The 25891-nt window shown below is 60.7% G+C and carries 24 protein-coding genes, 1 tRNA gene and 1 pseudogene; 12 read left to right on the top strand and 14 right to left on the bottom strand.

Annotated elements, in window-relative coordinates:
* Position 1 precedes the first annotated feature (1 nt).
* Positions 2 to 907: a glycine--tRNA ligase subunit alpha gene (gene glyQ, locus V5B40_RS20100; RefSeq protein WP_332356167.1), complete on the bottom strand. Its 906-nt coding sequence runs from the start codon at positions 905 to 907 to the stop codon at positions 2 to 4.
* Positions 908 to 1077: 170 nt separating this feature from the next.
* Positions 1078 to 1671, bottom strand: a complete 594-nt coding sequence (locus tag V5B40_RS20095; protein ID WP_332356166.1) for a c-type cytochrome — start codon at positions 1669 to 1671, stop codon at positions 1078 to 1080.
* Positions 1672 to 1726: 55 nt separating this feature from the next.
* On the opposite strand from V5B40_RS20095, the gene V5B40_RS20090 reads away from it, so the two are divergent.
* A complete protein-coding gene (locus V5B40_RS20090; protein WP_332356165.1) occupies positions 1727 to 2275 on the top strand; it encodes a hypothetical protein in 549 nt (182 codons plus the stop codon).
* Between the two features lie 412 nt (positions 2276 to 2687).
* On the opposite strand, the gene V5B40_RS20085 is transcribed toward V5B40_RS20090, so the two are convergent.
* The 9 genes from V5B40_RS20085 to V5B40_RS20045 form a co-directional block, all read right to left on the bottom strand.
* Positions 2688 to 2816 (bottom strand): hypothetical protein, encoded by a 129-nt coding sequence (locus V5B40_RS20085; protein ID WP_332356164.1) that lies wholly within the window; start codon positions 2814 to 2816, stop codon positions 2688 to 2690.
* 482 nt (positions 2817 to 3298) lie between these two features.
* A complete protein-coding gene (locus V5B40_RS20080) occupies positions 3299 to 4129 on the bottom strand; it encodes a DUF4338 domain-containing protein (protein WP_332353769.1) in 831 nt (276 codons plus the stop codon).
* Positions 4130 to 4181: 52 nt separating this feature from the next.
* On the bottom strand, positions 4182 to 5723 hold the full coding sequence (locus tag V5B40_RS20075) for an IS66 family transposase (RefSeq protein ID WP_332356163.1): 1542 nt from the start codon (positions 5721 to 5723) through the stop codon (positions 4182 to 4184).
* A gap of 186 nt (positions 5724 to 5909) precedes the next feature.
* A complete protein-coding gene (gene lnt / locus V5B40_RS20070) occupies positions 5910 to 7502 on the bottom strand; it encodes an apolipoprotein N-acyltransferase (protein WP_332356162.1) in 1593 nt (530 codons plus the stop codon).
* The gene (locus V5B40_RS20065; RefSeq protein WP_332356161.1) at positions 7483 to 8322 is read right to left on the bottom strand and encodes an HlyC/CorC family transporter; all 840 of its coding nucleotides are present in this window, start codon (positions 8320 to 8322) and stop codon (positions 7483 to 7485) included. Before V5B40_RS20065 ends, lnt begins: the two co-directional genes overlap by 20 nt.
* A 74-nt stretch (positions 8323 to 8396) precedes the next feature.
* Entirely contained in the window at positions 8397 to 8864 is a 468-nt protein-coding gene (ybeY, locus tag V5B40_RS20060) for an rRNA maturation RNase YbeY (RefSeq protein ID WP_332356160.1), read from the bottom strand.
* Positions 8848 to 9879 (bottom strand): PhoH family protein, encoded by a 1032-nt coding sequence (locus tag V5B40_RS20055; RefSeq protein ID WP_332356159.1) that lies wholly within the window; start codon positions 9877 to 9879, stop codon positions 8848 to 8850. The genes ybeY and V5B40_RS20055 overlap by 17 nt, the downstream gene beginning before the upstream one ends.
* Positions 9876 to 11255, bottom strand: a complete 1380-nt coding sequence (gene miaB / locus V5B40_RS20050; protein WP_332356158.1) for a tRNA (N6-isopentenyl adenosine(37)-C2)-methylthiotransferase MiaB — start codon at positions 11253 to 11255, stop codon at positions 9876 to 9878. Before miaB ends, V5B40_RS20055 begins: the two co-directional genes overlap by 4 nt.
* A 221-nt stretch (positions 11256 to 11476) precedes the next feature.
* Positions 11477 to 11833 (bottom strand): hypothetical protein, encoded by a 357-nt coding sequence (locus V5B40_RS20045; RefSeq protein WP_332356157.1) that lies wholly within the window; start codon positions 11831 to 11833, stop codon positions 11477 to 11479.
* Between the two features lie 93 nt (positions 11834 to 11926).
* Here V5B40_RS20045 and V5B40_RS20040 point away from each other — a divergent pair.
* Positions 11927 to 12000 (top strand) — tRNA-Gly (locus V5B40_RS20040).
* Between the two features lie 67 nt (positions 12001 to 12067).
* Here the strand turns inward: V5B40_RS20040 and V5B40_RS20035 are convergent.
* Both V5B40_RS20035 and V5B40_RS20030 read right to left on the bottom strand, forming a co-directional pair.
* On the bottom strand, positions 12068 to 12949 hold the full coding sequence (locus V5B40_RS20035; RefSeq protein WP_332356156.1) for a DUF4338 domain-containing protein: 882 nt from the start codon (positions 12947 to 12949) through the stop codon (positions 12068 to 12070).
* 1 nt (position 12950) lies between these two features.
* Positions 12951 to 13871: an IS66 family transposase gene (locus tag V5B40_RS20030; RefSeq protein WP_332356155.1), complete on the bottom strand. Its 921-nt coding sequence runs from the start codon at positions 13869 to 13871 to the stop codon at positions 12951 to 12953.
* Positions 13872 to 14134: 263 nt separating this feature from the next.
* Here V5B40_RS20030 and V5B40_RS20025 point away from each other — a divergent pair, with 263 nt between their 5' ends.
* Positions 14135 to 15643 (top strand): ISNCY family transposase, encoded by a 1509-nt coding sequence (locus tag V5B40_RS20025; RefSeq protein WP_332356154.1) that lies wholly within the window; start codon positions 14135 to 14137, stop codon positions 15641 to 15643.
* 187 nt (positions 15644 to 15830) lie between these two features.
* On the opposite strand, the gene V5B40_RS20020 is transcribed toward V5B40_RS20025, so the two are convergent.
* A complete protein-coding gene (locus tag V5B40_RS20020) occupies positions 15831 to 16490 on the bottom strand; it encodes a hypothetical protein (RefSeq protein ID WP_332356153.1) in 660 nt (219 codons plus the stop codon).
* A 492-nt stretch (positions 16491 to 16982) separates the two neighbouring features.
* Between V5B40_RS20020 and V5B40_RS20015 the strand changes: the two genes are divergently transcribed.
* The 9 genes and pseudogenes from V5B40_RS20015 to V5B40_RS19975 all read left to right on the top strand — a co-directional run bounded on the left by V5B40_RS20015 (position 16983) and on the right by V5B40_RS19975 (position 25854).
* Positions 16983 to 18779, top strand: coding sequence for a nitric oxide reductase activation protein NorD (locus tag V5B40_RS20015; protein WP_332356152.1), 1797 nt, complete (start codon positions 16983 to 16985; stop codon positions 18777 to 18779).
* Positions 18780 to 18863: 84 nt separating this feature from the next.
* A complete protein-coding gene (locus V5B40_RS20010; protein WP_332356151.1) occupies positions 18864 to 19496 on the top strand; it encodes a tetratricopeptide repeat protein in 633 nt (210 codons plus the stop codon).
* A gap of 128 nt (positions 19497 to 19624) precedes the next feature.
* Positions 19625 to 19744, top strand: coding sequence for an IS4/Tn5 family transposase DNA-binding protein (locus tag V5B40_RS20005; RefSeq protein ID WP_332356150.1), 120 nt, complete (start codon positions 19625 to 19627; stop codon positions 19742 to 19744).
* A 313-nt stretch (positions 19745 to 20057) separates the two neighbouring features.
* Positions 20058 to 21170 carry an ISAs1 family transposase gene (locus V5B40_RS20000; protein WP_291997237.1) on the top strand — a complete coding sequence of 371 codons (1113 nt, stop codon included), beginning with the start codon at positions 20058 to 20060 and terminating at the stop codon, positions 21168 to 21170.
* Positions 21171 to 21661: 491 nt separating this feature from the next.
* A complete protein-coding gene (locus tag V5B40_RS19995) occupies positions 21662 to 23170 on the top strand; it encodes an ISNCY family transposase (RefSeq protein WP_332356149.1) in 1509 nt (502 codons plus the stop codon).
* A 460-nt stretch (positions 23171 to 23630) separates the two neighbouring features.
* Entirely contained in the window at positions 23631 to 23885 is a 255-nt protein-coding gene (locus tag V5B40_RS19990; RefSeq protein ID WP_332356148.1) for a FitA-like ribbon-helix-helix domain-containing protein, read from the top strand.
* Positions 23882 to 24151, top strand: a pseudogene (locus V5B40_RS19985) (PIN domain-containing protein); the annotation flags it as partial. The gene V5B40_RS19990 and the pseudogene V5B40_RS19985, both read left to right, overlap by 4 nt.
* A gap of 1013 nt (positions 24152 to 25164) precedes the next feature.
* Entirely contained in the window at positions 25165 to 25434 is a 270-nt protein-coding gene (locus V5B40_RS19980) for a hypothetical protein (protein ID WP_332356147.1), read from the top strand.
* 135 nt (positions 25435 to 25569) lie between these two features.
* Complete coding sequence (locus V5B40_RS19975; protein ID WP_332356146.1) at positions 25570 to 25854, top strand: hypothetical protein; 285 nt, start codon at positions 25570 to 25572, stop codon at positions 25852 to 25854.
* Positions 25855 to 25891 lie beyond the last annotated feature (37 nt).

Raw genomic sequence — 25891 nt, 5'->3', positions numbered from 1 at the left:
TTCATTGCGCCTCGCGACCGGTGATCGTCTTGCACATCGGGAAACCGAGGGCCTGGCGGGAATCAAGGTAAGCCTGCGCAACTTCGCGGGCCAGCGCACGCACACGGCCAATGTAGGCCGCGCGTTCGGTGACCGAGATGGCGCCGCGCGCGTCGAGCAGGTTGAAGACGTGCGAACACTTCATCACCATTTCGTAGCCGGGCAGCGCCAGACCGGCAGCGATCAGGCGGCGGGCTTCGGATTCGTGTTCGCTGAAGTGTCGGAAGAGCATCTCGACATTGGCCTGCTCGAAGTTGTACTTCGACTGCTCGACTTCGTTCTGGTGGAAGACGTCGCCGTAAGTCACCCGGTAGCCCGGTCCTTCGGCCCAGATCAGGTCGAAGACGTTCTCCACCCCTTGCAGGTACATGGCCAGGCGCTCGATGCCGTAGGTGATCTCGCCGAGTACCGGCTTGCAGGACAGCGAACCGACTTCCTGGAAATAGGTGAACTGAGTCACTTCCATGCCGTCCAGCCACACTTCCCAGCCGAGTCCCCAGGCACCCAGCGTCGGGCTTTCCCAGTCATCTTCGACGAAGCGGATATCGTGTGCCGAGGTATCGATGCCGAGCGCGCGCAGCGACTCGAGGTAGAGATCCTGGATGTTGTCCGGTGAGGGCTTGAGGACCACCTGATACTGGTAGTAATGCTGCAAACGGTTGGGGTTCTCTCCGTAGCGACCGTCCTTCGGGCGGCGCGACGGCTGCACGTAGGCAGCGCTCCACGGCTCCGGGCCGATGGCGCGCAGGAAGGTCGCGGTGTGGAAGGTGCCGGCACCGACTTCGATGTCGTAGGGTTGCAGCAGCACACAGCCCTGTTGGTTCCAGAAATTCTGGAGGCGCAAAATGACTTCCTGGAACGTAGGCATGGGAGAGTTTCTGCACAGACGAAAAGGGGGGATTTTACTTGGTTTCTGCCCGGACAAGAATCGCTTTTGGCGCCAGACTCCCCTGCTGGCGGCCACGCAGGCCAGCGTCCATGCCGTCCGCGCGGCGGCACTGCCGAGGGCGCCGGCCGGCCCCCGGCGGTGGAGCTAGATCATTCCGGTGCGCAGAAGCGCGGCTGCGTGACCCATCCGCGTGGCCGCGTGGCCAGGCTCGCCTGGTACGCCGAGAGGGCGACCAGTTGCGCATTGTCGTATTTTGCGATCAGCCGGACCATCGTCGGATGCGCATTGCCGCGCTTGCCGGCGCGGATGTCGGCCAGTTGACGCAGCAGATAGGCGTAATGTTGCCCGGCGAGGACTGGATAGAATTTCTCCGCCATGCCGTCACCGGTCAGGCCATGGCATAGGCTGCATTCCTTTTCGAAAAGCCTCTTGCCGTAAGCAATCTGCTCGGCCGCATCCGGGGCTTCGTACTGGCCCGCGCCGCGAGGGATGCAGAGTGTCTCGATATAGGTTGCGACATCGGCGAGTGCCTGTGCGTCGGGCAGCTCGATGGCGAAGGGATACATCGCCGGGTTGTCGCGGACGCCGGCACGAATATCGGCCAATTGCTTGATCAGCACCGTGCGGTGCTGACCGGCCAGCTGCGGGATGCCGCCGTCGGGATTGCCGGCACCGCTCGGCAGGTGGCAGGCTGCGCAGTAAGTTTGGTAGGTGTCCTCGCCGGCTTTGGCGTCGCCCAGCAATGTCAGGGCTGCATTCTTCTCGGGGTAAGCGGCGTTCCATGGCGAGTTCGGGTGCTTGCTGCTGGCGCTGCTTGCGGCTTCCGGCCCGGCCAGAGCGAAGGGAGAAAACACGGTTAAAGTCAGAGATACGGCGACAATCAGTTCTTTGAACATCATTGCTCCCTCCGTGAAAACTGCCTCTGTTTCCGATTGGAATGCGCACTTCCTTTTACAGCATCGCCTGCGCCATGTAAACGAGATTCATTGTCAAGCAGAGAATGCCTGCGGCATGCCGGCACGCGGTCTTGTCGATCTGCGAAATCTGCGTAATCTGCGGATAAACCAAGGCCAAAAAAGCGCGTCGCGTCGCCTGTGCCAACAAGCACACGAGCTTGCTCATCACGACCGGGAAAAGTCCTTCAATATCCGCAGATTAAGCAGATTTCCACAGATTACAACCGACGCGTTCAGCGCGCGTGCCGGTTGCTTGTTCTCGTTGCCGGAAGCTTGCGTCGGCCGAGCAGTGCCAGCAGTCCTGTCAGCAGCGCTGTCAGGGTTATTGCCGGCCAGTTGCCGACGCGCACGGCTTCATCAATCTGCGAAAATCTGCGTAATCTGCGGATAAACCAAACGCCAAAAAAGCGCGGCGCGCCGCCTGTGCCAACAAGCACACGAGCTTGCTCATCACGACCGGAAAAAGTCCTTCAATATCCGCAGATCACGCAGATTTCCACAGATTACAACCGACGCGTTCAGCGCGCGTGCCGGTTGCTTGTTCTCGTGGCCGGGAGCTTGCGTCGGTCGAGCGGTGCCAGCAGTCCTGTCAGCAGCGCTGCCAGGGTTATTGCCGGCCAGTTGCCGACGCGCACGGCTTCATCAATCTGCGAAAATCTGCGTAATCTGCGGATAAACCAAACGCCAAAGAAGCGCGGCGCGCCGCCTGTGCCAACAAGCACACGAGCTTGCTCATCACGACCGGGAAAAGTCCTTCAATATCCGCAGATCACGCAGATTTCCACAGATTACTACCGACGTGTTCAGCGCTGGTGCCGGTTGCTTGTTCTCGTTGCCGGAAGCTTGCGTCGGCCGAGCAGTGCCAGCAGTCCGGTCAGCAGCGCTGCCAGGGTTATTGCCGGCCAGTGGCCGACGCGCACGGCTTTATCCATCTGCGAAAATCTGCGTAATCTGCGGATAAACCAAGGCCAAAGAAGCGCGGCGCGCCGCCTGTGCCAACAAGCACACGAGCTTGCTCATCACGACCGGGAAAAGTCCTTCAATATCCGCAGATTACGCAGATTTCCACAGATTACTACCGACGTGTTCAGCGCTGGTGCCGGTTGCTTGTTCTCGTTGCCGGAAGCTTGCGTCGGTCGAGCGGTGCCAGCAGTCCTGTCAGCAGCGCTGCCAGGGTTGTTGCCGGCCAGTTGCCGACGCGCACGGCTTCATCAATCTGCGAAAATCTGCGTAATCTGCGGATAAACCAAGGCCAAAAAAGCGCGTCGCGTCGCCCGCGCCAACAAGCAGACGACCTTGCTCATCACGACCGGGAAAAGTCCTTCAATATCCGCAGATTACGCAGATTTCCAGTAACTCCTCAATAACCCCGGGCGTGCGTGCATGCGCTTGGGTCGGAGCCGGAACGCTACGGTCACCGACAGAGCACGCGCCTGAAGTTTCGGTCGAGGGGATAGACCCAGACGGTTTTGATGGGCAGCAAGGCTTGGTGGTGGACATCGAGCTTGCCGCGACCGGTGGTTTGTCCAAGGCAGAGCCAGTTGGCCGCTCGGTAAGCGGTGCCGCGAAAGCGCTCTTGCTCGACGAAAGTTTCGAGCAAGAGCGGCCGGTAACCGTACTGGACTGGCCAGTCGGCGGCGATCTCCCGGGCGGCGCGAGCCAAGATGGACGAGGCCAGATTCTTGCATTCGATCCACGGCAGGATGAGGAATCGAGCATTATTCACGACCCGGTGCAGGTGCGCCTGGCGTTGCGAGGGGGTCCAGCCGATGTAGTGGTCGCGCGGCTGGGTCTTCCAGGCGGCGGCGCCGAAACTGAGCAAGGCGACGAGCCGTCCGCCCGCCCGAACGAAGTAGCGCAATTGGGCGCCGGGCAGCGGTTGATAGCCGAGGTAGTGATAACGGTCGAGGTACTCGTTGTGCAGGTGCGATTCGGCGCGATTGCTGACCCGGTGCAGTTGCAGTGTCCCCAGGGCACGAGGGCCATCTGCCCTTAGGGGCCCCTCGGGTTCGGCCTGAGCGGTGCGACGGCGCCAGGGTTTTCCGTTGTGATTGCCGTTGCGCGGCGGGGGGAGTTGCAGCAAGCCGTCGGCCTGCATGCGCAGCATCGCCACGCGGCAGCTCATGTCCTTGAGCCGCCCGTCCTCGCGGCTCCAGCCAAGCTTGGCACAGACGAGCCGGGACAACTCGGCGCGCAAGGCAGCCGGATTGGCCGCGATCAGCTCCCGGATCTGGTCGAGTTCCACTCTGCTGAAGGGGCGCCCGCAATAGCGCCAGGGAGTCGCCTCAGAGGTCACGTCAGGGAATGCTCGCCGTCGGCGGGCCCTCGAAGATCCACTGTCCAAGAGGCGCAATCCGATGCCAGCCGAAGATGCGGTCTTCCAGATATTTCCAGAATGACAGCCCGTTCTTGCGACAGGTCTTCTTGAGGCTGGCGAAGGTGTCGCGGCAGCGGCGGCCCGACGGGCTACGGGTGGAGCCGCTGATCTTGCGCTTCTTCACGTAGTCGCGGATATCCGACTCGCTGAGGTTGTTGTGTAGGGGCAGCTCGGGACGTTGCAGCACGCGCAACAACTCCGCCTGGTTGCGGCGCATTCGTTTTAATGCCTGATCGAGGCTGGCATAGCCGGTCCGGGTGGCACAAAGCTTCCCGAAGCGTGCTTCGATCGCGGCGGCGGTGAGCACATCAGGCGCTTCTTTGTACGCCTTGAGCGCATCGTAGATCGCCCACAGCTCGCTGCGCGTCGAGGCCAGCGCCGCGCGTTGCGGCGCATTGAAGCCGAGCAGTTTGGCGAGCACCCGTTCGGCATGGATCCAGCACAGGGCGTGGATCAGCACATCGAACTGCCCGGCGTCATCGCTGAGGATCGCCAGATCGGGGGCGACGCCGTGCGCGACGACGGTACCCAGCAACGCGCCTTCGGTGACCACGCGGACATGGCGCGGATCCGTGATGGTCTGCTGAGCCAACAGCGCCTGCCAGGCGGCTTGACCTGTCCATGCCGCCGGTGCCAGGGAGGTGAGTGCCTGGAGTTGAGCGCCGGGCAGCTTGTGCTCGGCCATGTAGGCCAGTGCCGCTTCGTTAAGGGTGTAGGCATCGTGCCCGGCGCGGAGCAATTCCAGGAAATTGATCCGGCTCTTGCTGCCGGTGCTCGCGAACCAGGCGAAGCGTTCGTTACCGATATGCGTACAGTACCCGTTCTTGCCCTGATGGCGCGCACCCGTATCGTCCACTTGAACGTACCGGCTGCCTTGTAGTCCGGCTTGCAGCAGAGCGTCTTTCTCGCGATGGAAGTCCGTATGGCCATCGGTGATCAAGGCGCTGAGCTGCCCCGCCGAGATGTCGATCTGCCACTCCCGCAACTCTTCGAGCAATAACGGCTGCGTCACATGGGCATGGTGGTACTGATAGAGGATGAAAGCGCGCAGCTGCGGGCCGAAGTGCATACCCCCGATCTCGGCAGGTAACTGCCCGATCAAGCGCTCTCCCTCGGGGGTAACCCAGCGCTCCAGCCGATACCGGGTATTGTGCACGCCGATCCGGATGTCCTGCACCACGAAATCCTGGTACCCCTTGAAGCGACTGTTCTGCGGAACATCCGCCGCCGGCGGCCGCTTGACCGACTCGTGCATCTCAAGCTTTGCCGTCTTGTCGCGCTTGCCACGGGACTTCGGCCGGCTCCCCTTCTCCTTCCCGCTTCGCTCGCCTTCCAGCGCCGAGGGCTTGATCACCGGTTTCGGCTTCTGACCCTTCAGCTGCGCAAGCTCATCGCGCAGCGCCTGAATCTGTTCCTGCTGCCCATGACAGATTTCCAGCAGCAGCACGACCACCGGCGTCATCTCGTCGGCAGAGATATCAGGGATACGGGGTAGTGTCCGAGGGGGCTCCGTGCTCATGCCTGCAATTGAACCACGCTTCGCGAGCTGTGTCCAGCACTACCTGCAAGCAAGAATTCCAGATTCAGCGAACGGCCATGCCCGGGGTTATTGAGGAGTTACGATTTCCACAGATTACAACCGACGCGTTCAGCGCGCGTGCCGGTTGCTTGTTCTCGTTGCCGGAAGCTTGTGTCGGCCGAGCAGTGCCAGCAGTCCTGTCAGCAGCGCTGTCAGGGTTATTGCCGGCCAGTTGCCGACGCGCACGAAGGGGGTCGCGCCCGCGTAGCCCTGCACTTTGTCGACCAATGCTCCGCGCGTGAAGGGAGGCAGGGTCGAACGTATGCGGCCATCGACCTCGACGATCGCGGTCATGCCGGTGTTCGTCGCGCGCAGCATCATGCGGCCGCTTTCCAGGGCGCGCATCTGGGCAATCTGCAAGTGTTGCGCCGGCGCCAGCGAGTCGCCGAACCAGGCCACATTGGAGATGTTGACCAGTAGCGTTGCCGCTGGCAGGGCGCCGATGATCTCCTCGCCGAAGGCGTCCTCGTAGCAGATATTCACGGCCACCTTCTGGCCGGCCAGTTGCAAGGGGGACTGTCGCGCTGCGCCAGCCGTGAAGTTGGACATCGGGATATTGGCCATGGCCATGAACCAGGCAAAGCCTGGTGGCACGAACTCGCCGAAAGGCACCAGATGCACTTTGCTGTAGCGCTGTGACGGCGTCGCGCCAAGACTCACCGCGGCATTGAAATATTGCCGGCCCTCGGCGACGGCAATGCCCAGCAGCAGCTCGCCGTGCTGGCGCAGAGCCAGCTTGCGTAGTTCGTCGACATACTCGGCGGGAATCTGGTCGAGAAAAGCGGGCAGGGCGGTTTCCGGCAGGATCGTCAGTTGCGCCGGGTTTTCCTGTGCCAGGCGGTAGTAGGTGCGCAGCGAATCGGCGAAGCGTTCGGGACGCCACTTGATTTCCTGGGCGACGTTGCCTTGCAACAGCGCCACCGACAGCGGTTCGCCGCTGGCCTGCGTCCAGCGCACTTCACGCAGCAAGGCGCCGGTGCCCAGGAGCAGCGCGAGAGTCAGCAAAGGCAGGGCCGGCCAGCGACGTCCCTGGCCGGCGCGGCGCTGGTCGGCCGAGCGCAGCGCGCAGCGCAGCAGCTCGCCGAGCAGCGCTCCGGCGAGTGCCGCCGAAAGCGTCACCCCATAGACGCCAACAATTGGCGCATAGCCGGCGAGCGGGCTCGGCGGAACCTGCGCGTAGCCCGCGGCGAGCCAGGGGAAACCGCTGAATACCCATGAGCGCAGCCACTCGGCCAGCGTCCACAAGCTGGCGAAAAGCAGCACCCGCGGCAGCCAGCCGGCAGCCGCGAAACGAACGTAGAGCGCTCCGGCGAGCGCCGGAAACATGGTCAGCACCAGGCAGAAAAGAAGCGTCGCCAGGCCCGCCAGCCACGCCGGCATGCCGCCGAAGACGCTGAGACTGACATAGACCCAGCTCACGCCGGCCAGGAACAGGCCGAAAGCGAAGGTCGCGCCGAGCAGGGCGCCACGGCGCGCGCTGCGCATGCCATCGGCCTCGGCGCAGAGCAGGCCGAAAAGGGCGCCGAGGCTCAGCCAGTTGACCGGAAACCAGCCGAAGGGCGCAAAAGCAAAGACCCCCGCGGCGCCGATCAGCAGAGCGGTCAGGAGCCGCCAGCGCAGGGGTCTGCTAGGCAGGGGTCTGCTAGGCAGGGGTGTCGGCATTCAGGGATGCGGAGACGAGCAGGGTGTAGATGCGGCGAGTGTCGGCCCGCAAGACCTGGAAGCTGGTGTCGTCGATGGCGATGCTTTCGTTGCAGGCCGGCACCCGCCCCAGTTGGCGCAGGATCAGGCCGCCGACGGTAGCGCTTCGTCCGTCACCCAGGGAGGTTCCAAAGGCTTCGTTGAAGGCGTCCACCGCGGTGTGCGCCTTGACCCGGTAGAGGCCGCTTTGATCGAGCTGGATGTCTGCATCTTCAGTGTCGAAATCGTATTCGTCCTCGATTTCGCCGACGATCTGCTCGAGCACGTCCTCGATGGTAATCAGACCTGCGACACCCGCGTATTCGTCGATCACTACCGCCATGTGGTTGCGCGAGACGCGGAATTTGCGCAGCAAACGGTCCAGGCGTTTGAACTCCGGTATGAAAATCGCGGGTCGCAGCCAGTCGCGCAGCCTGAAATTATCCTCGCGCTGTACGCGCAGCAGATCCTTGGCCAACAGGATGCCGATTACATGGTCACGATTGCCCTCGATGACCGGAAAACGCGAGTGCGCCGTACGATTGACCTGGGCGATGATCGTTTCCAGCGAATCGTCGGCATCGATGACTTCCATCAGCGGGCGTGGCACCATGACTTCCCGCGCAGTGACTTCCGAAGCGGCCAGGGCGCCTTCTGTAATACTCAGCGCGTCGGCATCGAGCAGCTTGCGCTGGTGTGCCGACTGCAGCAGTTTCATGAGTTGTTCGCGATCTTCAGGTTCGCGCACGAGAAGTGAGGAAAGGCGTTCGAGCCAGCCCGGGGTGCTGCTACTGAGGGTCATAAGCTGATCTTCGAGGACTGAGGCGATAGCGGCGATGGCCTGGACGCTGCCAGGGCTGCAGCGCCACTATCGCATCAGTCTTCGCTGCCGTAAGGATCCGGATAGCCGAGGTCAGCCAGGATGCTACGTTCGAGGTCTTCCATCGCGCTCGCCTGTTCCTCGCTTTCTTCATGATCGTGGCCCTGCAGATGCAGCATGCCATGCACGACCAGGTGCGCGTAGTGCGCGTCCAGCGATTTGTCCTGTTCGGCAGCCTCGCGGGCGACGACCGGCACACAGAGGACCAGGTCACCACAGAGCTGTGGTTTCAGCGCGTACGGAAAAGAGAGGACATTGGTCGCGTCGTCCTGGCTGCGGTACTCGCGGTTCAGCCGTCGCCCCTCATCGGCAGCGACGAAACGCACGGTCACCCGCCCGTCCTGGTTCCCGCTCTCGGCCAGTGCGGCGCGTGCCCAGGCGCGTACGCGCGGCTTCTTCGGCAGGTCCTGGCGGTCGCAGGCGTACTGGACTTCCACTTCGAGCAGCTCAGTTTTTTTCGGCATGGTGTCGGGCCCTGTTCTTGGCCTCCAGCGCTTCCAGGGCCGCGGTGTGTGCTTCGTAAGCCGAGACGATCCTCGCCACCAGCGGGTGGCGTACGACGTCTTCCTTGAGGAATTCGGTGAAGGCGATGCCGCGCACTTCCTGGAGGATCTGGCGGGCTTCGATGAGGCCACTTTTCTGGCCACGCTGCAGGTCGATCTGGGTGACGTCGCCGGTGACCACGGCCTTGGCGCCGATGCCGATGCGCGTCAGAAACATCTTCATTTGCTCGGGCGTCGTGTTCTGTGCTTCATCAAGGATGATGAACGCATGGTTGAGGGTGCGTCCGCGCATGTAGGCCAGCGGCGCGATCTCGATCGCGCCACGCTCGAAAAGCTTGCCGACGCGCTCGAAGCCCATCAGGTCGTAGAGGGCATCGTAAAGTGGCCGCAGATAGGGATCGACTTTCTGGTTCAGGTCGCCGGGCAGGAAGCCCAGGCGCTCGCCGGCCTCGACCGCCGGGCGGGTGAGAACGATACGCTGCACCAGTTCGCGCTCGAAGGCGTCGATCGCCGAGGCGACGGCGAGATAAGTCTTGCCGGTACCGGCCGGGCCGGTGCCGAAAGTGATGTCGTGTTCCTGGATGTGCTTGAGGTATTCGATCTGCCGCGGCGTACGGCCGTGCAGCTCGCTCTTGCGGGTCATCAGCGCTGGCGAGACGCCGCCGCCCGACGATACTTTGTGCACCGGCCGATTGAGGATCTCGATCAGGCCGAGCTGGATTTCGTCGACCGACAGCGCTTCCTTGGCCTGCGCGTAGAACTGCTGCAGCGCCTCCGAGCAGCGCGCCGTCTGCGCGCTGTCGCCGCGCAGCGTGAAGCGCTCGCCGCGGCGTGCTATCGAGACGTCGAGTGCGGTTTCGATCTGGTGCAGATTCTCGTCGAGCGCGCCGCAGAGGTTGGCCAGGTGCTTGTTATTGACTGGTGACAGCAGCAGCTCGATGGCCCGGCTCCTGGTTTCAGGTGTCTTGGCGTTCATGCCACTTGTCCCGCAGTTTGCTTGGCCATCTCGCCGCGCAGGGAGTGCGGGAGCGCCGCGCTGATGCGCACCTCGACGAAGCGATCGAGCCACTGCGTGGCGTCGCTGGAGTCGCTGGCGAAATTGACGACGCGGTTATTGTCGGTGCGCCCGGCCAGCTCGCTCTTGTCTTTTCTCGACAAGCCTTCAACCAGCACCCGCTGCACGCTGCCGACCATGGCCAGCGACACTTCCTGCGCCAGTCCGTCGATGCGCTGCTGCAGGCGCTGCAGGCGTTCGAGTTTCACCGCTGCCGACGTGTCGTCGGCCAGGTCGGCCGCCGGGGTGCCTGGTCGCGCGCTGTAGATGAAGGAGAACGAAGCGTCGAAACCGACATCGTCGATCAGCTTCATCGTCTTCTCGAAGTCCTCGGCGGTCTCACCCGGAAAACCGACGATGAAGTCGGACGACAGGGACAGGTCGGGGCGCGCCGCGCGCAGCTTGCGCACCAGGCTCTTGTACTCGAGTGCCGTGTAGCCGCGCTTCATTGCCGCCAGCACGCGGTCGGAGCCGGACTGCACTGGCAGATGCAGATGCGAGACCAGTTTCGGCACGCTGGCATAGACCTCGATCAGCCGCTGCGTCACTTCACGCGGATGCGAAGTCGTGTAGCGGATGCGTTCGATGCCCGGAATCTCGGCAATGTATTCGATCAGCAGCGCCAGGTCGGCCGTTTCCTCGCCGGGCTGGGCCTGGCCCCTGCCGCTCATGGCGCCGCGGTAGGCGTTGACGTTCTGGCCGAGCAGGGTCACTTCCTTGACGCCCTGTTCTGCCAGGCCGGCGACTTCGGTCAATACGTCATCGAAGGGGCGCGAGACCTCATCACCACGGGTGTAGGGAACGATGCAGAAGGAACAGAATTTGCTGCAACCTTCCATGATCGAAACGAAAGCGGTCGCGCCCGCGACGGTCGCCGGTGGCAAATTGTCGAACTTCTCGATTTCGGGAAAGGAAATGTCGACCTGCGACTTGCCCAGGCGTCGCCGCTCGGCGATCAACTGCGGCAGGCGATGCAGGGTCTGCGGTCCGAAGACGACGTCCACGTAGGGCGCGCGGGCGACGATCGCCGCGCCTTCCTGGCTGGCGACGCAACCGCCGACGCCGATCACCAGGTCGGGATTGGCGCGCTTCAGCAGGCGTACCCGGCCAAGGTCGTGAAAAACCCTCTCCTGCGCCTTCTCGCGCACCGAGCAGGTATTGAAGAGAATGATGTCAGCGTCTTCGGGGGTGTCGGTCTTGACGATTTCTTCCGATGCAGCGAGTACGTCGGCCATCTTGTCCGAGTCGTACTCGTTCATCTGGCACCCAAAGGTGCGGATGAACAGTTTTTTGGGCATGTTTTACTTGTGTAATTTAATGTGAAAGTCGCGTAAGCGACTCACGAAGCTCCCTTCTCCCCTCGCGGGAGAAGGGTTGGGGGTGAGGCGGGGAATTCAGGGAGCATGCATGCTCCCTGCCCGGCGAACGATTCCGGCGTGCAAGCCGGAATGCGCACTGCAAGTGGAGGGGGGACGGGCCTGACCTTCATGATCTGGGGTATCTCGGCAGGTCATGACCGTCAGCGTGGGCGAGGCGCCGAGGCTTCACTCGCCGTCAACATCCAGACGCGATGGATCGCGCCCGCAGCGTTGGGGAGATAGACGACTTCCACCGCGCTCTGGATTTGCATCGGCATCACAATCAGGTTGCGTCCGTTGCGGAACTGCGCTGTCGGCGCGAGCCGCCACAGCTGGTCATCAATAGTGACGTAGCCGTCGCCCCTTGGCGGCAGCAGGACGCCCATCTTTGCTTTCGTTGGCAGCATACGCGCCATTACCGCCGGCTCGTTGATCATCTGCGGGTCAGGCGCAGGCTCGAGTGCCGCCTCGGCAATACTGCTGAGGATGGTGTACAGAAGGGCCGCAGGGATGTCCATCGGTGCATTATAGACACGCTGGCCGGCGGCTGTCAGCTTTCGGCGAGTCGTCGTTGTCGAGCGCGCCACAAGCGGCGTACAATAGCGCCCTTCGCGGGCGTCGTATAATGGTAATACCCTAGCTTCCCAAGCTAGAGCCGAGGGTTCGATTCCCTTCGCCCGCTCCACCTCCGTAACTCCTCAATAACCCCGGGCGTGCGTGCATGCGCTTGGGTCGGAGCCGGAACGCTAGGGTCACCGGCAGAGCACGCGCCTGAAGTTTCGGTCGAGGGGATAGACCCAGACGGTTTTGATGGGCAGCAAGGCTTGGTGGTGGACATCAAGCTTGCCGCGACCGGTGGTTTGTCCGAGGCAGAGCCAGTTGGCCGCTTGGTAAGCCGTGCCGCGAAAGCGTGACTGCTCGACGAAAGTTTCGAGCAAGAGCGGCCGGTAACCGTACTGGACTGGCCAGTCGGCGGCGATCTCCCGGGCGGCGCGAGCCAAGATGGACGAAGCCATATTCTTGCATTCGACCCACGGCAGGATGAGAAATCGAGCATTGTTCACGACCCGGTGCAGGTGCGTCTGGCGTTGCGAGGGAGTCCAGCCGATGTAGTGGTCGCGCGGCTGGGTCTTCCAGGCGGCGGCGCCGAAACTGAGCAAGGCGACGAGCCGTCCGCCCGCCCGAACGAAGTAGCGCAATTGGGCGCCGGGCAGCGGTTGATAGCCGAGGTAGTGATAACGGTCGAGGTACTCGTTGTGCAGATGCGATTCGGCGCGATTGCTGACCCGGTGCAGTTGCAGTGTCCCCAGGGCACGAGGGCCATCTGCCCTCAGGGGCCCCTCGGGTTCGGCCTGAGCGGTGCGACGGCGCCAGGGTTTTCCGTTGTGATTGCCGTTGCGCGGCGGGGGGAGTTGCAGCAAGCCGTCGGCCTGCATGCGCAGCATCGCCACGCGGCAGCTCATGTCCTTGAGCCGCCCGTCCTCGCGGCTCCAGCCAAGCTTGGCACAGACGAGCCGGGACAACTCGGCGCGCAAGGCAGCCGGATTGGCCGCGATCAGCTCCCGGATCTGGTCGAGCTCCGCTCGGCTGAACGAGCGCCCGCAATAGCGCCAGGCAGTCGCCTCAGAGGTCACGTCAGGGAATGCTCGCCGTCGGCGGGCCCTCGAAGATCCACTGTCCAAGAGGCGCAATCCGATGCCAGCCGAAGATGCGGTCTTCCAGATATTTCCAGAATGACAGCCCGTTCTTGCGACAGGTCTTCTTGAGGCTGGCGAAGGTGTCGCGGCAGCGGCGGCCCGACGGGCTACGGGTGGAGCCGCTGATCTTGCGCTTCTTCACGTAGTCGCGGATATCCGACTCGCTGAGGTTGTTGTGTAGGGGCAGCTCGGGACGTTGCAGCACGCGCAACAACTCCGCCTGGTTGCGGCGCATTCGTTTTAATGCCTGATCGAGGCTGGCATAGCCAGTCCGGGTGGCACAAAGCTTCCCGAAGCGTGCTTCGATCGCGGCGGCGGTGAGCACATCAGGCGCTTTTTTGTACGCCTTGAGCGCATCGTAGATCGCCCACAGCTCGCTGCGCGTCGAGGCCAGCGCCGCGCGTTGCGGCGCATTGAAGCCGAGCAGTTTGGCGAGCACCCGTTCGGCATGGATCCAGCACAGGGCGTGGATCAGCACATCGAACTGCCCGGCGTCATCGCTGAGGATCGCCAGATCGGGGGCGACGCCGTGCGCGACGACGGTACCCAGCAACGCGCCTTCGGTGACCACGCGGACATGGCGCGGATCCGTGATGGTCTGCTGAGCCAACAGCGCCTGCCAGGCGGCTTGACCTGTCCATGCCGCCGGTGCCAGGGAGGTGAGTGCCTGGAGTTGAGCGCCGGGCAGCTTGTGCTCGGCCATGTAGGCCAGTGCCGCTTCGTTAAGGGTGTAGGCATCGTGCCCGGCGCGGAGCAATTCCAGGAAATTGATCCGGCTCTTGCTGCCGGTGCTCGCGAACCAGGCGAAGCGTTCGTTACCGATATGCGTACAGTAGTGCGTGACCGAAAACCCCTTCAACCGAACAGTAGCAAGGGATCGGGCGTATTTCCGAGCGATGAAGAATTGATAGCCGCAGGACGATTTGTGGTGAAAACATCGAAATTCGGGCTTCTGAGGACAAATAGGTAGAGATCTTCGTGCCAGAACGGGTCATCAATCCGGCAGCGGAAATAATCTTCGTTCTTTTTTCAAAGGTCCGTCACGGGTAGACCAAAGGCATTATAATTGCGGTTACCGAAGAGTACAAACAGGCCAAACAGGCGAGTTTTTGGAGGCAAGCGATGCGAGTTGTCGAAAATACCCAGATGCACATTGGCGAAGTCGATGTTTGCCATATTATTCTTGACGCCAAGTCGCGCGACGACATCCCGCAGATTCTGCGAGGTTTGCAGTACCTCTATCAAGATCCAGACAAGCGGGCAAAGCTCTTCCAGTTGCTTGAGTCAGACATGGCCCCGAAGGTCGACAAACGGACGGGGCGTCCCGGGATGACGCTCTGGTCGATCTTCGTCTGCGGAGTGATCCGGCTTGACCTGAACATCGACTACGACCGTCTGCATGAGTTGGTCAATCAGCACAACACCATTCGGCAGATGCTCGGGCATGGGTTGTTCGACCCGACGTCGTACCACTACCAAACACTGAAAGACAACGTCACCTTATTCACGCCGGAACTGCTGAACAAGATCAACCAAATCGTCGTCGATGCGGGTCATGAACTGGTCAAAAAAAAACCGGCAGGCGAAGTCCTGCATGGGCGTTGCGACTCCTTCGTTGTTGAGACTGATGTCCATTATCCGACCGATATCAACCTGCTCTTTGACGCCACGCGCAAGGTGATCGAACTGACTGCGCGCCTGAGCGCCGATCAAGGGATGAGCGACTGGCGGCAGCACGCCTACAACGTCAAGCACCTGAAGCGGCACCTGCGCAGCGCGCAGAGCACAAAGCATCGCAAGGCCCGTAGCGAAGCGCAGAAAGAAGCCAATGACCATCGCCTTATCGAGGCCTACCAAAGCTACTTGGGGGTCGCCCAAGCCTACCTGGACAAGGCCCAGGAGACGCTGAGCAAGACCCCTGCGTGTAGCGGTGCTGGCGGTGTTGAACATCTGGCAGCCAAACTCGAGATCGAACAGTTCATCGCACATGCCGTACGGCAGATTGACCAGACCCGGCGGCGCGTCATTCTGGGAGAAACCATTCCGCATGCCGAGAAGGTCTTTTCGATATTCGAGACGCACACGGAATGGATCAGCAAAGGCAAAGCCGGCGTGCCGGTCGAACTCGGTTTACGGGTCTGCGTCATGGAAGACCAGCACCGCTTCATCCTGCATCATCAAGTCATGGAAAGGCAGACGGACGAGCAGGTCGCAGTGGCCATGGTCAAAGCGACCAAGCAGCATTTTGCCAACTTGGAGGCCTGTAGTTTTGACAAAGGATTTCACTCACCGGCAAACCAGCAGGAACTACAGGCGCATTTGAAACTGGTGGTGTTACCGCGCAAGGGCAAACTGTCGCAACAGGCACAAGCGGCGGAAAGCGCGGAGGATTTCGTCAAGGCGCGACGTCAGCACTCGGCGGTCGAGTCGGCGATCAACGCACTGGAGGTCCATGGTCTTGATTACTGTCCGGATCATGGGATTTACGGATTCAAACGCTACGTGGCGCTCGCTGTCGTGGCCAGGAACATCCATCGCATTGGCGCCATCCTGAGGGACGGGGAAAATTGGCGGGCGAAGCGCAAAACCCGATACGCAGATCGCGACATGCCCCACAAAATGGCGGCATAGCCCGCCAAGCGTTTTTCCATGCAGTAACTCCGGCCGCTGTCCGAACGGCTTGCTTGAACACCATGACATTCGGGCATTATGGCCCGCGATCGACAGAAGTCGGCCAGCGCAACTCGGGACGAACGAGAAATTCACGGCCAACCGAGATTTTCAAGTCGGCGCGCGCGCCAAAAACCGGGGTTTTCGGTCAGGCACTACAGTACCCATTCTTGCCCTGATGGCGCGCACCCGTATCGTCCACTTGAACGTACCGGCTGCCTTGTAGTCCGGCTTGCAGCAGAGCGTCTTTCTCGCGATGGAAGTCCGTATGGCCATCGGTGATCAAGGCGCTGAGCTGCCCCGCCGAGATGTCGATCTGCCACTCCCGCAACTCTTCGAGCAATAACGGCTGCGTCACATGGGCATGGTGGTACTGATAGAGGATGAAAGCGCGCAGCTGCGGGCCGAAGTGCATACCCCCGATCTCGGCAGGTAACTGCCCGATCAAGCGCTCTCCCTCGGGGGTAACCCAGCGCTCCAGCCGATACCGGGTATTGTGCACGCCGATCCGGATGTCCTGCACCACGAAATCCTGGTACCCCTTGAAGCGACTGTTCTGCGGAACATCCGCCGCCGGCGGCCGCTTGACCGACTCGTGGATCTCAAGCTTTGCCGTCTTGTCGCGCTTGCCACGGGACTTCGGCCGGCTCCCCTTCTCCTTCCCGCTTCGCTCGCCCTCCAGCGCCGAGGGCTTGATCACCGGTTTCGGCTTCTGACCCTTCAGCTGCGCAAGCTCATCGCGCAGCGCCTGAATCTGTTCCTGCTGCCCATGACAGATTTCCAGCAGCAGCACGACCACCGGCGTCATCTCGTCGGCAGAGATATCAGGGATACGGGGTAGTGTCCGAGGGGGCTCCGTGCTCATGCCTGCAATTGAACCACGCTTCGCGAGCTGTGTCCAGCACTACCTGCAAGCAAGAATTCCAGATTCAGCGAACGGTCGTGCCCGGGGTTATTGAGGAGTTACCCACCTCCCGCCTATCGTGCTGATTTCATTTGAATTGGCCTTGAGGTCCGCGAGGTGCCCGGCAAGACTCCACCAAGGTCGTCCACGCGTGCACGGGAACCCGGGTCTCTATCGCCGCCCCAGCGGCATTCTTGATGAGACTTGTGGTACGGCTGAAAGCAGCCCGAAAACCTTGTGGTGGCTGAAATTCGCATGTTCCATGCCGCGGCGACCCTGTCGCCACCCCCGGCGCGCATGCCTCACTCACCGTCATTGCGAGGAGGCGTAGCCGACGCGGTAATTCAGAGGTTTTGCTCTTCGCGCGCGGTCGATGTGGCGCGAAATGATGAGAGGATGGCCCTGGATTGCCACTGGCTATCGATCTCCGGGCTGCGCAACTGGGTCGATTACGGCATCCGCAACTACCCCAATCATCCCGAGCGGCAACGCGACTACTTCAGCCTCAAGTCGGCGGACAGCCGCGCCGTGCTGCAGCGCGAGCGCCACGGCACCCTGCTGGTCGACAAGGAGCGCCTGCTCGACCTCTACCTGCGCGGGCTGTGGGGCGACAGCACGCGACTCGTACCGTATCCGACCGATCCCGACCAGCAGCAGCGACCGCTGCCGTATTACGACGCCTCCGGCATCCGCCTGCCCGATGTCCTCGACGACGCGCAGGGCGTTTCCGGCATCGACCGCTACCGCGCCACCCTGGCGCACATTGCCGGCCATCGCCGCTGGAGTACGCCGATGTTCGCCGACAACTGCAGCCCCATGCAGCGCCTGGCGATCGAGGTTTTCGAAGACAGCCGCATCGAGGCGCTGGTCATGCGTGCCTACCGGGGCATGCGCCGCATCTTCCTGGCCCTGCACCCGACGCCGCGCGCCGGCGCCTGCGATTCGGCCACCACCTCCTGCCTGCGTCATCGCCTGAGCATGGTCTCACGCGCGCTGCTCGATGCCGAACATGGCTATCAGGACGCCGAGCTGCTCAAGTTCGTGCGTCACTTCCACGAGACGATGGCGCAGGGCGAGTCCAGCAGCGAAGCAATCGCCGAGCTGGCACTGGCCTACATCGCCCGCACCCGCCGCCAGAGCGACCAGCTGGCCAATATCCATTTCGCCGATACCGAAGTCGGCTATCGCGACGACAACCGCCACCTGTGGCGCTTCCACGAACTCAGCGACGACGAGGAAACGTTCGACGAGCAGCGCCCGACGCCCGTCGCTGCCGACGTCGATCGCCTGCCGCCGCGTCACTATCCCGAGTGGGACTACCAGAGCCAGAGCTACCGGCCGGACTGGGTCAGCCTCTACGAATCGCTGCATCCGGCGGGTGACGCCGGGGATATCGACCGCCTGCTCGAAAAGCACGCCGTCCTGGCCCGGCGTCTGAAGCGTCTGCTGGATATCCTCAAGCCGCAGGACAAGGTCCGCATTCGCTACCAGGAAGAGGGCAGCGAACTCGACCTCGATGTCGCCCTGCGCTCGCTGATCGACTTCAAGGGCGGCGCCAGCCCCGATCCGCGTATCAACATGAGCCACCGCACCGACGGGCGCAACCTGGCGGTGCTGGTCCTGCTCGACCTCTCGCAGTCGCTGGCGGACAAGGTCAAGGTCGGCGCCAGCGGCGGCGAGCAGAGCATTCTCGAACTGAGCCAGGAAGCGGTGTCCCTGCTCGCCTGGTCGATCGAGCAACTCGGCGACCCTTTTGCCATCGCCGGCTTCCACTCCGACAGCCGCCACGACGTCCGCTACCTGCACCTGAAAGGCTACAGCGAGCGCTGGGGCGACGTCGTCAAGGCCCGTCTGGCCGCGATGCAGGCCGGCTACTCGACACGCATGGGCGCCGCCATGCGCCACGCCGCGCACTACCTGGCGGCGCAGAAAGCCGACAAGAAACTGCTGCTGCTGCTCACCGACGGCCAGCCCGCCGACATCGACGTCCATGACGAGCGCCTGTTGATCGAGGATGCCCGCAAGTCGGTCGAGGACCTCGACCAGCAAGGCATTTTCACCTACTGCATCAACCTCGACCGCAAGGCCGATGAATACGTCGGCGACATCTTCGGCCGGCGGTATACGGTGATCGACAACATCGAGCGTCTGCCGGAGCGTTTGCCGGAGCTGTTCATGGCGCTGACCCGGTAAGCAGGGAAGAATCGCGGCGATGCGAGTGCGCGCTGGTGGGGGCGCGACAGATCCAAGCAGCCACAAGGCATTGATTGTAGTGGCGTGTCTGAACCTACCAAGGTTCGATTCGCCGGGCGGCTGCCTGTCCTTGACCGCGCCCTGACAATCCAGCCGACACTGGCCGACGCTTTGGAATTGCGTGGCGACATTCAGCAAGCGCGTCGCAGCCCGGACAAAGCCCTGGCAGACTATTCCGCCGCTGTTCTTGCTCAGCCCGACCTGGTTGCTGCATGGCTGAAACAGGGGATTATTCAGCAACAGTTAGGCCAGTACGAGGAGGCCAAGAAATCCTATCTGGCTGCCATCAAGCTTAATCCCAAGCTGTCAGTCGCCTACAACAACCTCGCCTGGATGAAAACAGAAAATAGAAAAAACCTCGAACAGGCTGAGGTGTGGGCCAAAAAGGCGGTGCAACTGTCGCCAGAGATCGCAGACTACCATGACACCCTCGGCTGGGTTTATCGTGCGCGAGGCAATTTAAAGGACGCCGAGCTGTCCTTGCAACGTGCCACTAGTCTACAACACGTGCCTGCTTCGGTGTTCTATCACTTGGGCGTGGTATTACAGGAAATGGGCAAACCGCAGGAAGCAGCGGTGGCATTCCAAAAGACCCTGACATTGGATAAGAATTACCAGGCTGCTCAGCAGGCATTACAACGATTGCAGGGGCGCTGAGAACTCGCCACGTGCAACGGGCTAGGGTCGGTCCGTTTCCTGACCGAGCGCTCCCACATCATCAGCATAGCCTTATACACAACTTTACGTTTCGTCTGTAAGCTGTCGTTTTTCCTTGAGAAGGTATCATGACGATGTGGGCTGAGGAGGAGCTGAAGGGAATCAACCTGGGTGACCGCCGTCGGGACAAGCGAGCGATCGCGGTGCTGGATACGCTTTCTGCGAGGCCGACGGCGAGTATCCCATAATTTACGCTAAGGTCGAGCGTCCGCGCTTCGCTTCGGATTTCGATTACATACCGCTAATTGAGCAACCAAATGACTTCTTCTCGCAAACAGCCAGTCGGACTTTTCGAAAAGATACATCCTGTTGAGAAACCTAGGCTTAGCTTAGGATCAGGGCCTAGGCACTCGAATGGCATGGCGTTTCTCGCTGGACCGGCGAAGCGAAAAATCGTTAACATTCATGGACTTATGACAAGGGCTTGTAAACCCCTCTGGAATCAGGTCTACTCTCGTCTTTTGGACGACCGAAATGAGTGTGACGAATGGAGCCAGCCTGATGCGCTGCTTGAGGGAAGTAGACGATCCGCGCAAACCCAGCAATGGAACGCTGCATGATTTTGTGGAGATTCTGGTGATTGCCATGGCCGCTGTGCTCTCAGATTGTGACACCGTCGAAGACATCGCCTATTGGGCGTCCGAGAAGGAGGATTGGCTGCGTGACTTTCTGCGACTCAAGAACGGCGTGCCCTCCAAGAAGACGTTTCTGAGGATCTTCCAAGCGCTGGACCCGAAGCAATTCGAGGTGGCGTTTCGCCGCTGGGTCGCTGAGGTGGTCGGTGCCCTCAATGGTGGCATCGCGGTCGATGGAAAGACCGTGCGTGGATCGGGCAGCGGCGGTGAGACAGCCATTCACATGGTCAGTGCCTTCGCCACAGCATTGGGCGTCGTTCTTGGCCAGGAAAAGGTCGCCGCCAAGAGTAACGAGATCACGGCCATCCCGGAACTGCTCCAGGCCCTGGATATCAAGGACTTGCTGATCACCATTGACGCCATGGGGTGCCAGAAGAACATCGCCCGTCAGATCACCGACCAAGGCGGTGACTACCTGCTTGCGGTCAAAGGCAACCAACCGGCGCTGCTGGAAGCGATCGAGACTGATTTCATTGACCAATACCAATCGGAAGCCGTCGACCGCCACCGCCAAATCCATAAGTCCCGTGGTCGGGTCGTCGGCCAAATCGCCTCGGTCCTGCCCGCAGAAGGGACCGTTGACCTGGCCGATTGGCCCAAGTGCAAGACGATCGGTCTGGTCGACTCCTTGCGCAAGGTCGGCGATCAAGAGTCGAACTTCGAGCGGCGCTATTACATCAGCTCTCGCGAATTGACCGCCGAACAACTTGCCGTCGCCGTGCGCGGCCATTGGGCCATCGAAAATCGACTTCACTGGGTGCTCGACGTCAGCTTCGGTGAGGATGCCAGCACCGTACGTAAAGACAACGCCCCACAGAATCTTTCCCTCTTGAAGAAGATCGTTCTCAATCTGATTCGGCTGGATACCACCGACCAGAAGAAAACCAGCTTGCGCCTAAAGCGCAAGGCAGCCGCTTGGGATGACGACCTCCGGGCGAAGATCATGGGTCTCGTCAGACTATGCCATTCGAGTGCCTAGGCCCTGAGCTTAGGATATTGGGATTCTTCGAAGGAGTCGTCGAATGATGTATCGTGCATTTTCAGAGGCGATTTCCGCCAACAAATCTGGCCCAAGGAAGTTCTAGTAGCCGAGACTTCTGCAAATAACAACATCCAATCGTCAGGTTGCCTATGACATATTTAAGATTCCTAATCTGACAAGCTGCTAGAGCATGCCTAAATAGTGCCTGACCGAAAACCCCTTCATCCGAGCAGTAGCAAGGGCTTGGGCGGATTTCCGAGCGATGAAGAATTGATAGCCACAGGATGATTTGTGGTGAAATCATCGAAATTCGGGCTTCTGAGGACAAATAGGTAGAGATCTTCGTGCCAGAACGGGTCATCAATCCGGCAGCGGAAATAATCTTCGTTCTTTTTTCAAAGGTCCGTCACGGGTAGACCAAAGGCATTATAATTGCGGTTACCGAAGAGTACAAACAGGCCAAACAGGCGAGTTTTTGGAGACAAGCGATGCGAGTTGTCGAGAATACCCAGATGCACATTGGCGAAGTCGATGTTTCCCATATTATTCTTGACGCCAAGTCGCGCGACGACATCCCGCAGATTCTGCGAGGTTTGCAGTACCTCTACCAAGATCCAGACAAGCGGGCAAAGCTCTTCCAGTTGCTTGAGTCAGACATGGCCCCGAAGGTCGACAAACGGACGGGGCGTCCCGGGATGACGCTCTGGTCGATCTTCGTCTGCGGAGTGATCCGGCTTGACCTGAACATCGACTACGACCGTCTGCATGAGTTGGTCAATCAGCACAACACCATTCGGCAGATGCTCGGGCATGGGTTGTTCGACCCGACGTCGTACCACTACCAAACACTGAAGGACAACGTCACCTTATTCACGCCGGAACTGCTGAACAAGATCAACCAAATCGTCGTCGATGCGGGTCATGAACTGGTCAAAAAAAAAACGGAAGGCGAAGTCCTGCATGGGCGTTGCGACTCCTTCGTGGTTGAGACGGATGTCCATTATCCGACCGATATCAACCTCCTCTTTGACGCCACGCGCAAGGTGATCGAACTGACTGCGCGCCTGAGCGCCGATCAAGGGATGAGCGACTGGCGGCAGCACGCCTACAACGTCAAGCACCTCAAGCGGCACCTGCGCAGCGCGCAGAGCACAAAGCATCGCAAGGCCCGTAGCGAAGCGCAGAAAGAGGCCAATGACCATCGCCTTATCGAGGCCTACCAAACCTACTTGGGGGTCGCCCAAGCCTACCTGGACAAGGCACAGGAGACGCTGAGCAAGACCCCTGCGTGTAGCAGTGCTGGCGGCGTTGAGCATCTGGCAGCCAAACTCGAGATCGAACAGTTCATCGCACATGCCGTACGGCAGATTGACCAGACCCGGCGGCGCGTTATTCTGGGAGAAACCATTCCGCATGCCGAGAAGGTCTTTTCGATATTCGAGACACACACGGAATGGATCAGCAAAGGCAAAGCCGGCGTGCCGGTCGAACTCGGTTTACGGGTCTGCGTCATGGAAGACCAGCACCGCTTCATCCTGCATCATCAAGTCATGGAAAGGCAGACGGACGAGCAGGTCGCAGTGGCCATGGTCAAAGCGACCAAGCAGCATTTTGCCAACTTGGAGGCCTGTAGTTTTGACAAAGGATTTCACTCACCGGCAAACCAGCAGGAACTACAGGCGCATTTGAAACTGGTGGTGTTACCGCGTAAGGGCAAGCTGTCGCAACAGGCACAAGCGGCGGAAAGCGCGGAGGATTTTGTCAAGGTGCGACGTCAGCACTCGGCGGTCGAGTCGGCGATCAACGCACTGGAGGTCCATGGTCTTGATTACTGTCCGGATCATGGGATTTACGGATTCAAACGCTACGTGGCGCTCGCTGTCGTGGCCAGGAACATCCATCGCATCGGCGCCATCCTGAGGGACGGGGAAAATCGGCGGGCGAAGCGCAAAACCCGCTACGCAGATCGCGACATGCCCCACAAAATGGCGGCATAGCCCGCCAAGCGTTTTTTCCATGCAGTAACTCCGGCCGCTGTCCGAACGGCTTGTTTGAACACCATGACATTCGGGCATTATGGCTCGCAATCGACAAAAGTCGGCCAGCGCAACTCGGGACGAACGACAAATTCACGGCCAACCGAGATTTTCAAGTCGGCGCGCGCGCCAAAAACCGGGGTTTTCGGTCAGGCACTAAATAGGCCGCCTAGGCCGCACAGGCTGACTCAAGTTTGTCGAGGAGGCTGAATGCACGAAATCTTCATCAGCTACCGGCGGGTCGATACGGAGCTGTTCATGGCGCTGACGCGGTAGCGGGGAAGGGTAGTGGCGAACGCGGTGAGTCCAGGGGAATAGGGGAAGAGGGAAACGCCACGGCTAAGGCCCTCACTCAGCCTTGAAGATCTGCATACATTTTAGTAAATTAGATTCATCGAATGCATTCTTGTGAGGTGCTGCTATGGCCATGCTTACAGTCCGCAATTTGCCCGACGAGGTACACCGCGCATTGCGGGTGCGGGCCGCTCAACATGGGCAGAGCGCTGAGGCCGAGGTCCGCGAGATTCTGGCGGCTGCGGTCAAGCCCGAGGCGCGTGTTCGCCTGGGCGAAGCCCTCGCGGCATTGGGTCGCGAGATTGGCCTCACGAACGAGGATTTCGAGGTCTTCAACCAGGAGCGAGACAAGGCGCCGGCCGAACCGCCGAGGTTTGAATGATCGTTCTCGATACCAATGTCGTCTCCGAGGCGATGAAACCAGAGCCGCATCCGGCCGTGCGCACCTGGCTGAATGATCAAGTCGCCGAAACGCTGTATTTGTCCAGCGTGACGCTGGCAGAGCTTTTGTTTGGCATCGGGGCGCTCCCAGCCGGCAAGCGCAAGGGCATGCTGACACAGGCTCTTGACGGTCTGATGGGACTGTTCAGGGACCGGGTGCTGCCATTCGACATCGATGCCGCACGGCGCTATGGCGAGCTGGCCGTGAGACATGGGTAGAGTAGAGGACAGGACGGAGTTTCGCCTGCCCTCCCTCATCAAACCGTGCATGCAGTTTTCCCGCACACGGCTTTCCGATGTTCTTCACGCCAAGGCATGCGCATGACGCCGTTTCATGTTTTCTGACGCGACTGAGGCGGTCGCGCCTGCGCGCTCAAACTCTGAGCACGCAACATGGGCGGTGTTGGGCTTGGCCTTGGCATAAAGCTTCCTCTGTAGCGTCCTGATCGTATGTGGGGTGGTTAGCAACATGGCAATCCCTCGATCCTCCGCTCTTCGGTTGCACGAACAAAGTAGGGTCCCTTCCCTCGACCGGGGTTATGTTGTCCCGCGATCTCGATCGGTACTATGAACCCCTCCGACTCCTGCCTGCAGCCGCTGCGCTTTCGTTGCCTTATACGCAGCGGTCGGTGGTCTCCCCACCCCCACAGACAGGTCTCCAGCACTGGGCAATAAGTCTTCGAGAACATGCCATCCCTGCTACCCCGGGAGTCGATTGACGCCACTTCCGTTATTCCAGCGCCCATCCAACGGCCTTCCCCTTCCGACCACAGGGTCGGCTTCTCCACATAATTTACGAGGCTACTCATGGGTTCAGTTTCATTACGGCCTGCTCTCTTGCTGTTTGGAAACTCACGACCCCGTGTCACCACGACGCCGCTTCCTCATGCTACCGGGGCGTACGGACAACTCCCCAGACGGGACTTCAACCCGCTAGACTTACTGCTGTTACTGCGAACGGTCAGGTCTTTACTTTTGGTATGTGGATCGATTGGGTCCGCACTGCATCCGTTAGCTGTCTCCCGGCAGCGCTTGTTCGGAACGGCAGCTTCCTCAAGGGAGTCTGTTCTCGTCAGCAATCATTCGTGCCACAATCGACTTGCGGTAAGGAATGATTGCTCTTATCGTAAGGACCTCTAGGGTTTTGCACGCTACGAGCATACGAAAGCGGCTTGGCGATAGCTGACCGCCATCTCAACCAGGGAAAAAGGAGCGCAAAAATGATCGAATCGAGAATCGGATTTTGGAGCGGCACAGGTGCCATGTTGGTCGCAGCCGGACTCTTGGCGCTATCGGGTGTTGCCCTAGCCACTGAGCAGTCACAGCAGCGCCAACAAGGCCGGGACGTAAACCAGGCAGCCAAACAGGATGCACGCTCAACCAAAGTCGATTGCCGGGCCGAAAACAACCAGAGCAATGCCGAATGCCGGCAGGACAAGCGCGACACGAAGCAGGACGGCCACCAGGAAAAGCGGGACGTCAAGTACTGATCGAGTGCCAGCAGAAGCGTGCCCGTCAGCAGCGGAGCACGCATGGACCGCTCAGCGATGAGCTGTCGATTTTAGCCAGACCGTGTTGCGAAACTGACGACGCGGACGTGATCCGCGAGTGCCCTCGGATTCGTCGTGCCCTTCGGCATCGATGTCGCGCGCAAGCGCTTTCCCTCTGGCCACGACGACGGACCACGATTCGATGAAAGGATGCTAGCTCTTCCAAGGCTCCACGGCAGAAAGTTCATGGTCGCGACGAACAGCGTCTGGCAGCTGTTCATGGCCGTCTCCGGGCCAAAGTCCGGAATTCTGGCGGAACCCGATTCGGATTGCCAATCGGAGACACCACACGCCGCTCGGAAATCATTGCTACGCATGGCCTACAGCGATTCACCCTTCAATTTAAGCGGACAGCAGTGATTGTGATAACTGTTGCATCGACGCTCATGGCTTCGTG

The organism is Candidatus Accumulibacter meliphilus (assembly GCF_036625345.1).
In the GTDB taxonomy this organism is placed as follows: Bacteria; Pseudomonadota; Gammaproteobacteria; order Burkholderiales; family Rhodocyclaceae; genus Accumulibacter; species Accumulibacter meliphilus.
Note: the sequence above shows the minus strand (reverse complement) of the source record. Positions and strands in the feature narration are given on the sequence as shown.

Coding starts and splice junctions, on each gene's coding strand:
- V5B40_RS20055 (WP_332356159.1), bottom strand. CDS start 9,879: ATGAACGCCAAGACACCTGAAACCAGGAGCCGGGCCATCGAGCTGCTG.
- V5B40_RS20000 (WP_291997237.1), top strand. CDS start 20,058: ATGCGCTGCTTGAGGGAAGTAGACGATCCGCGCAAACCCAGCAATGGA.
- lnt (WP_332356162.1), bottom strand. CDS start 7,502: ATGCCGACACCCCTGCCTAGCAGACCCCTGCCTAGCAGACCCCTGCGC.
- V5B40_RS19990 (WP_332356148.1), top strand. CDS start 23,631: ATGGCCATGCTTACAGTCCGCAATTTGCCCGACGAGGTACACCGCGCA.
- V5B40_RS19995 (WP_332356149.1), top strand. CDS start 21,662: ATGCGAGTTGTCGAGAATACCCAGATGCACATTGGCGAAGTCGATGTT.
- glyQ (WP_332356167.1), bottom strand. CDS start 907: ATGCCTACGTTCCAGGAAGTCATTTTGCGCCTCCAGAATTTCTGGAAC.
- miaB (WP_332356158.1), bottom strand. CDS start 11,255: ATGCCCAAAAAACTGTTCATCCGCACCTTTGGGTGCCAGATGAACGAG.
- V5B40_RS19980 (WP_332356147.1), top strand. CDS start 25,165: ATGATCGAATCGAGAATCGGATTTTGGAGCGGCACAGGTGCCATGTTG.
- V5B40_RS20005 (WP_332356150.1), top strand. CDS start 19,625: ATGACGATGTGGGCTGAGGAGGAGCTGAAGGGAATCAACCTGGGTGAC.
- V5B40_RS20020 (WP_332356153.1), bottom strand. CDS start 16,490: ATGACGCCGGTGGTCGTGCTGCTGCTGGAAATCTGTCATGGGCAGCAG.
- V5B40_RS20025 (WP_332356154.1), top strand. CDS start 14,135: ATGCGAGTTGTCGAAAATACCCAGATGCACATTGGCGAAGTCGATGTT.
- V5B40_RS20015 (WP_332356152.1), top strand. CDS start 16,983: ATGGCCCTGGATTGCCACTGGCTATCGATCTCCGGGCTGCGCAACTGG.
- V5B40_RS20085 (WP_332356164.1), bottom strand. CDS start 2,816: ATGGATAAAGCCGTGCGCGTCGGCCACTGGCCGGCAATAACCCTGGCA.
- ybeY (WP_332356160.1), bottom strand. CDS start 8,864: ATGCCGAAAAAAACTGAGCTGCTCGAAGTGGAAGTCCAGTACGCCTGC.
- V5B40_RS20045 (WP_332356157.1), bottom strand. CDS start 11,833: ATGGACATCCCTGCGGCCCTTCTGTACACCATCCTCAGCAGTATTGCC.
- V5B40_RS20075 (WP_332356163.1), bottom strand. CDS start 5,723: ATGACGCCGGTGGTCGTGCTGCTGCTGGAAATCTGTCATGGGCAGCAG.
- V5B40_RS20065 (WP_332356161.1), bottom strand. CDS start 8,322: ATGACCCTCAGTAGCAGCACCCCGGGCTGGCTCGAACGCCTTTCCTCA.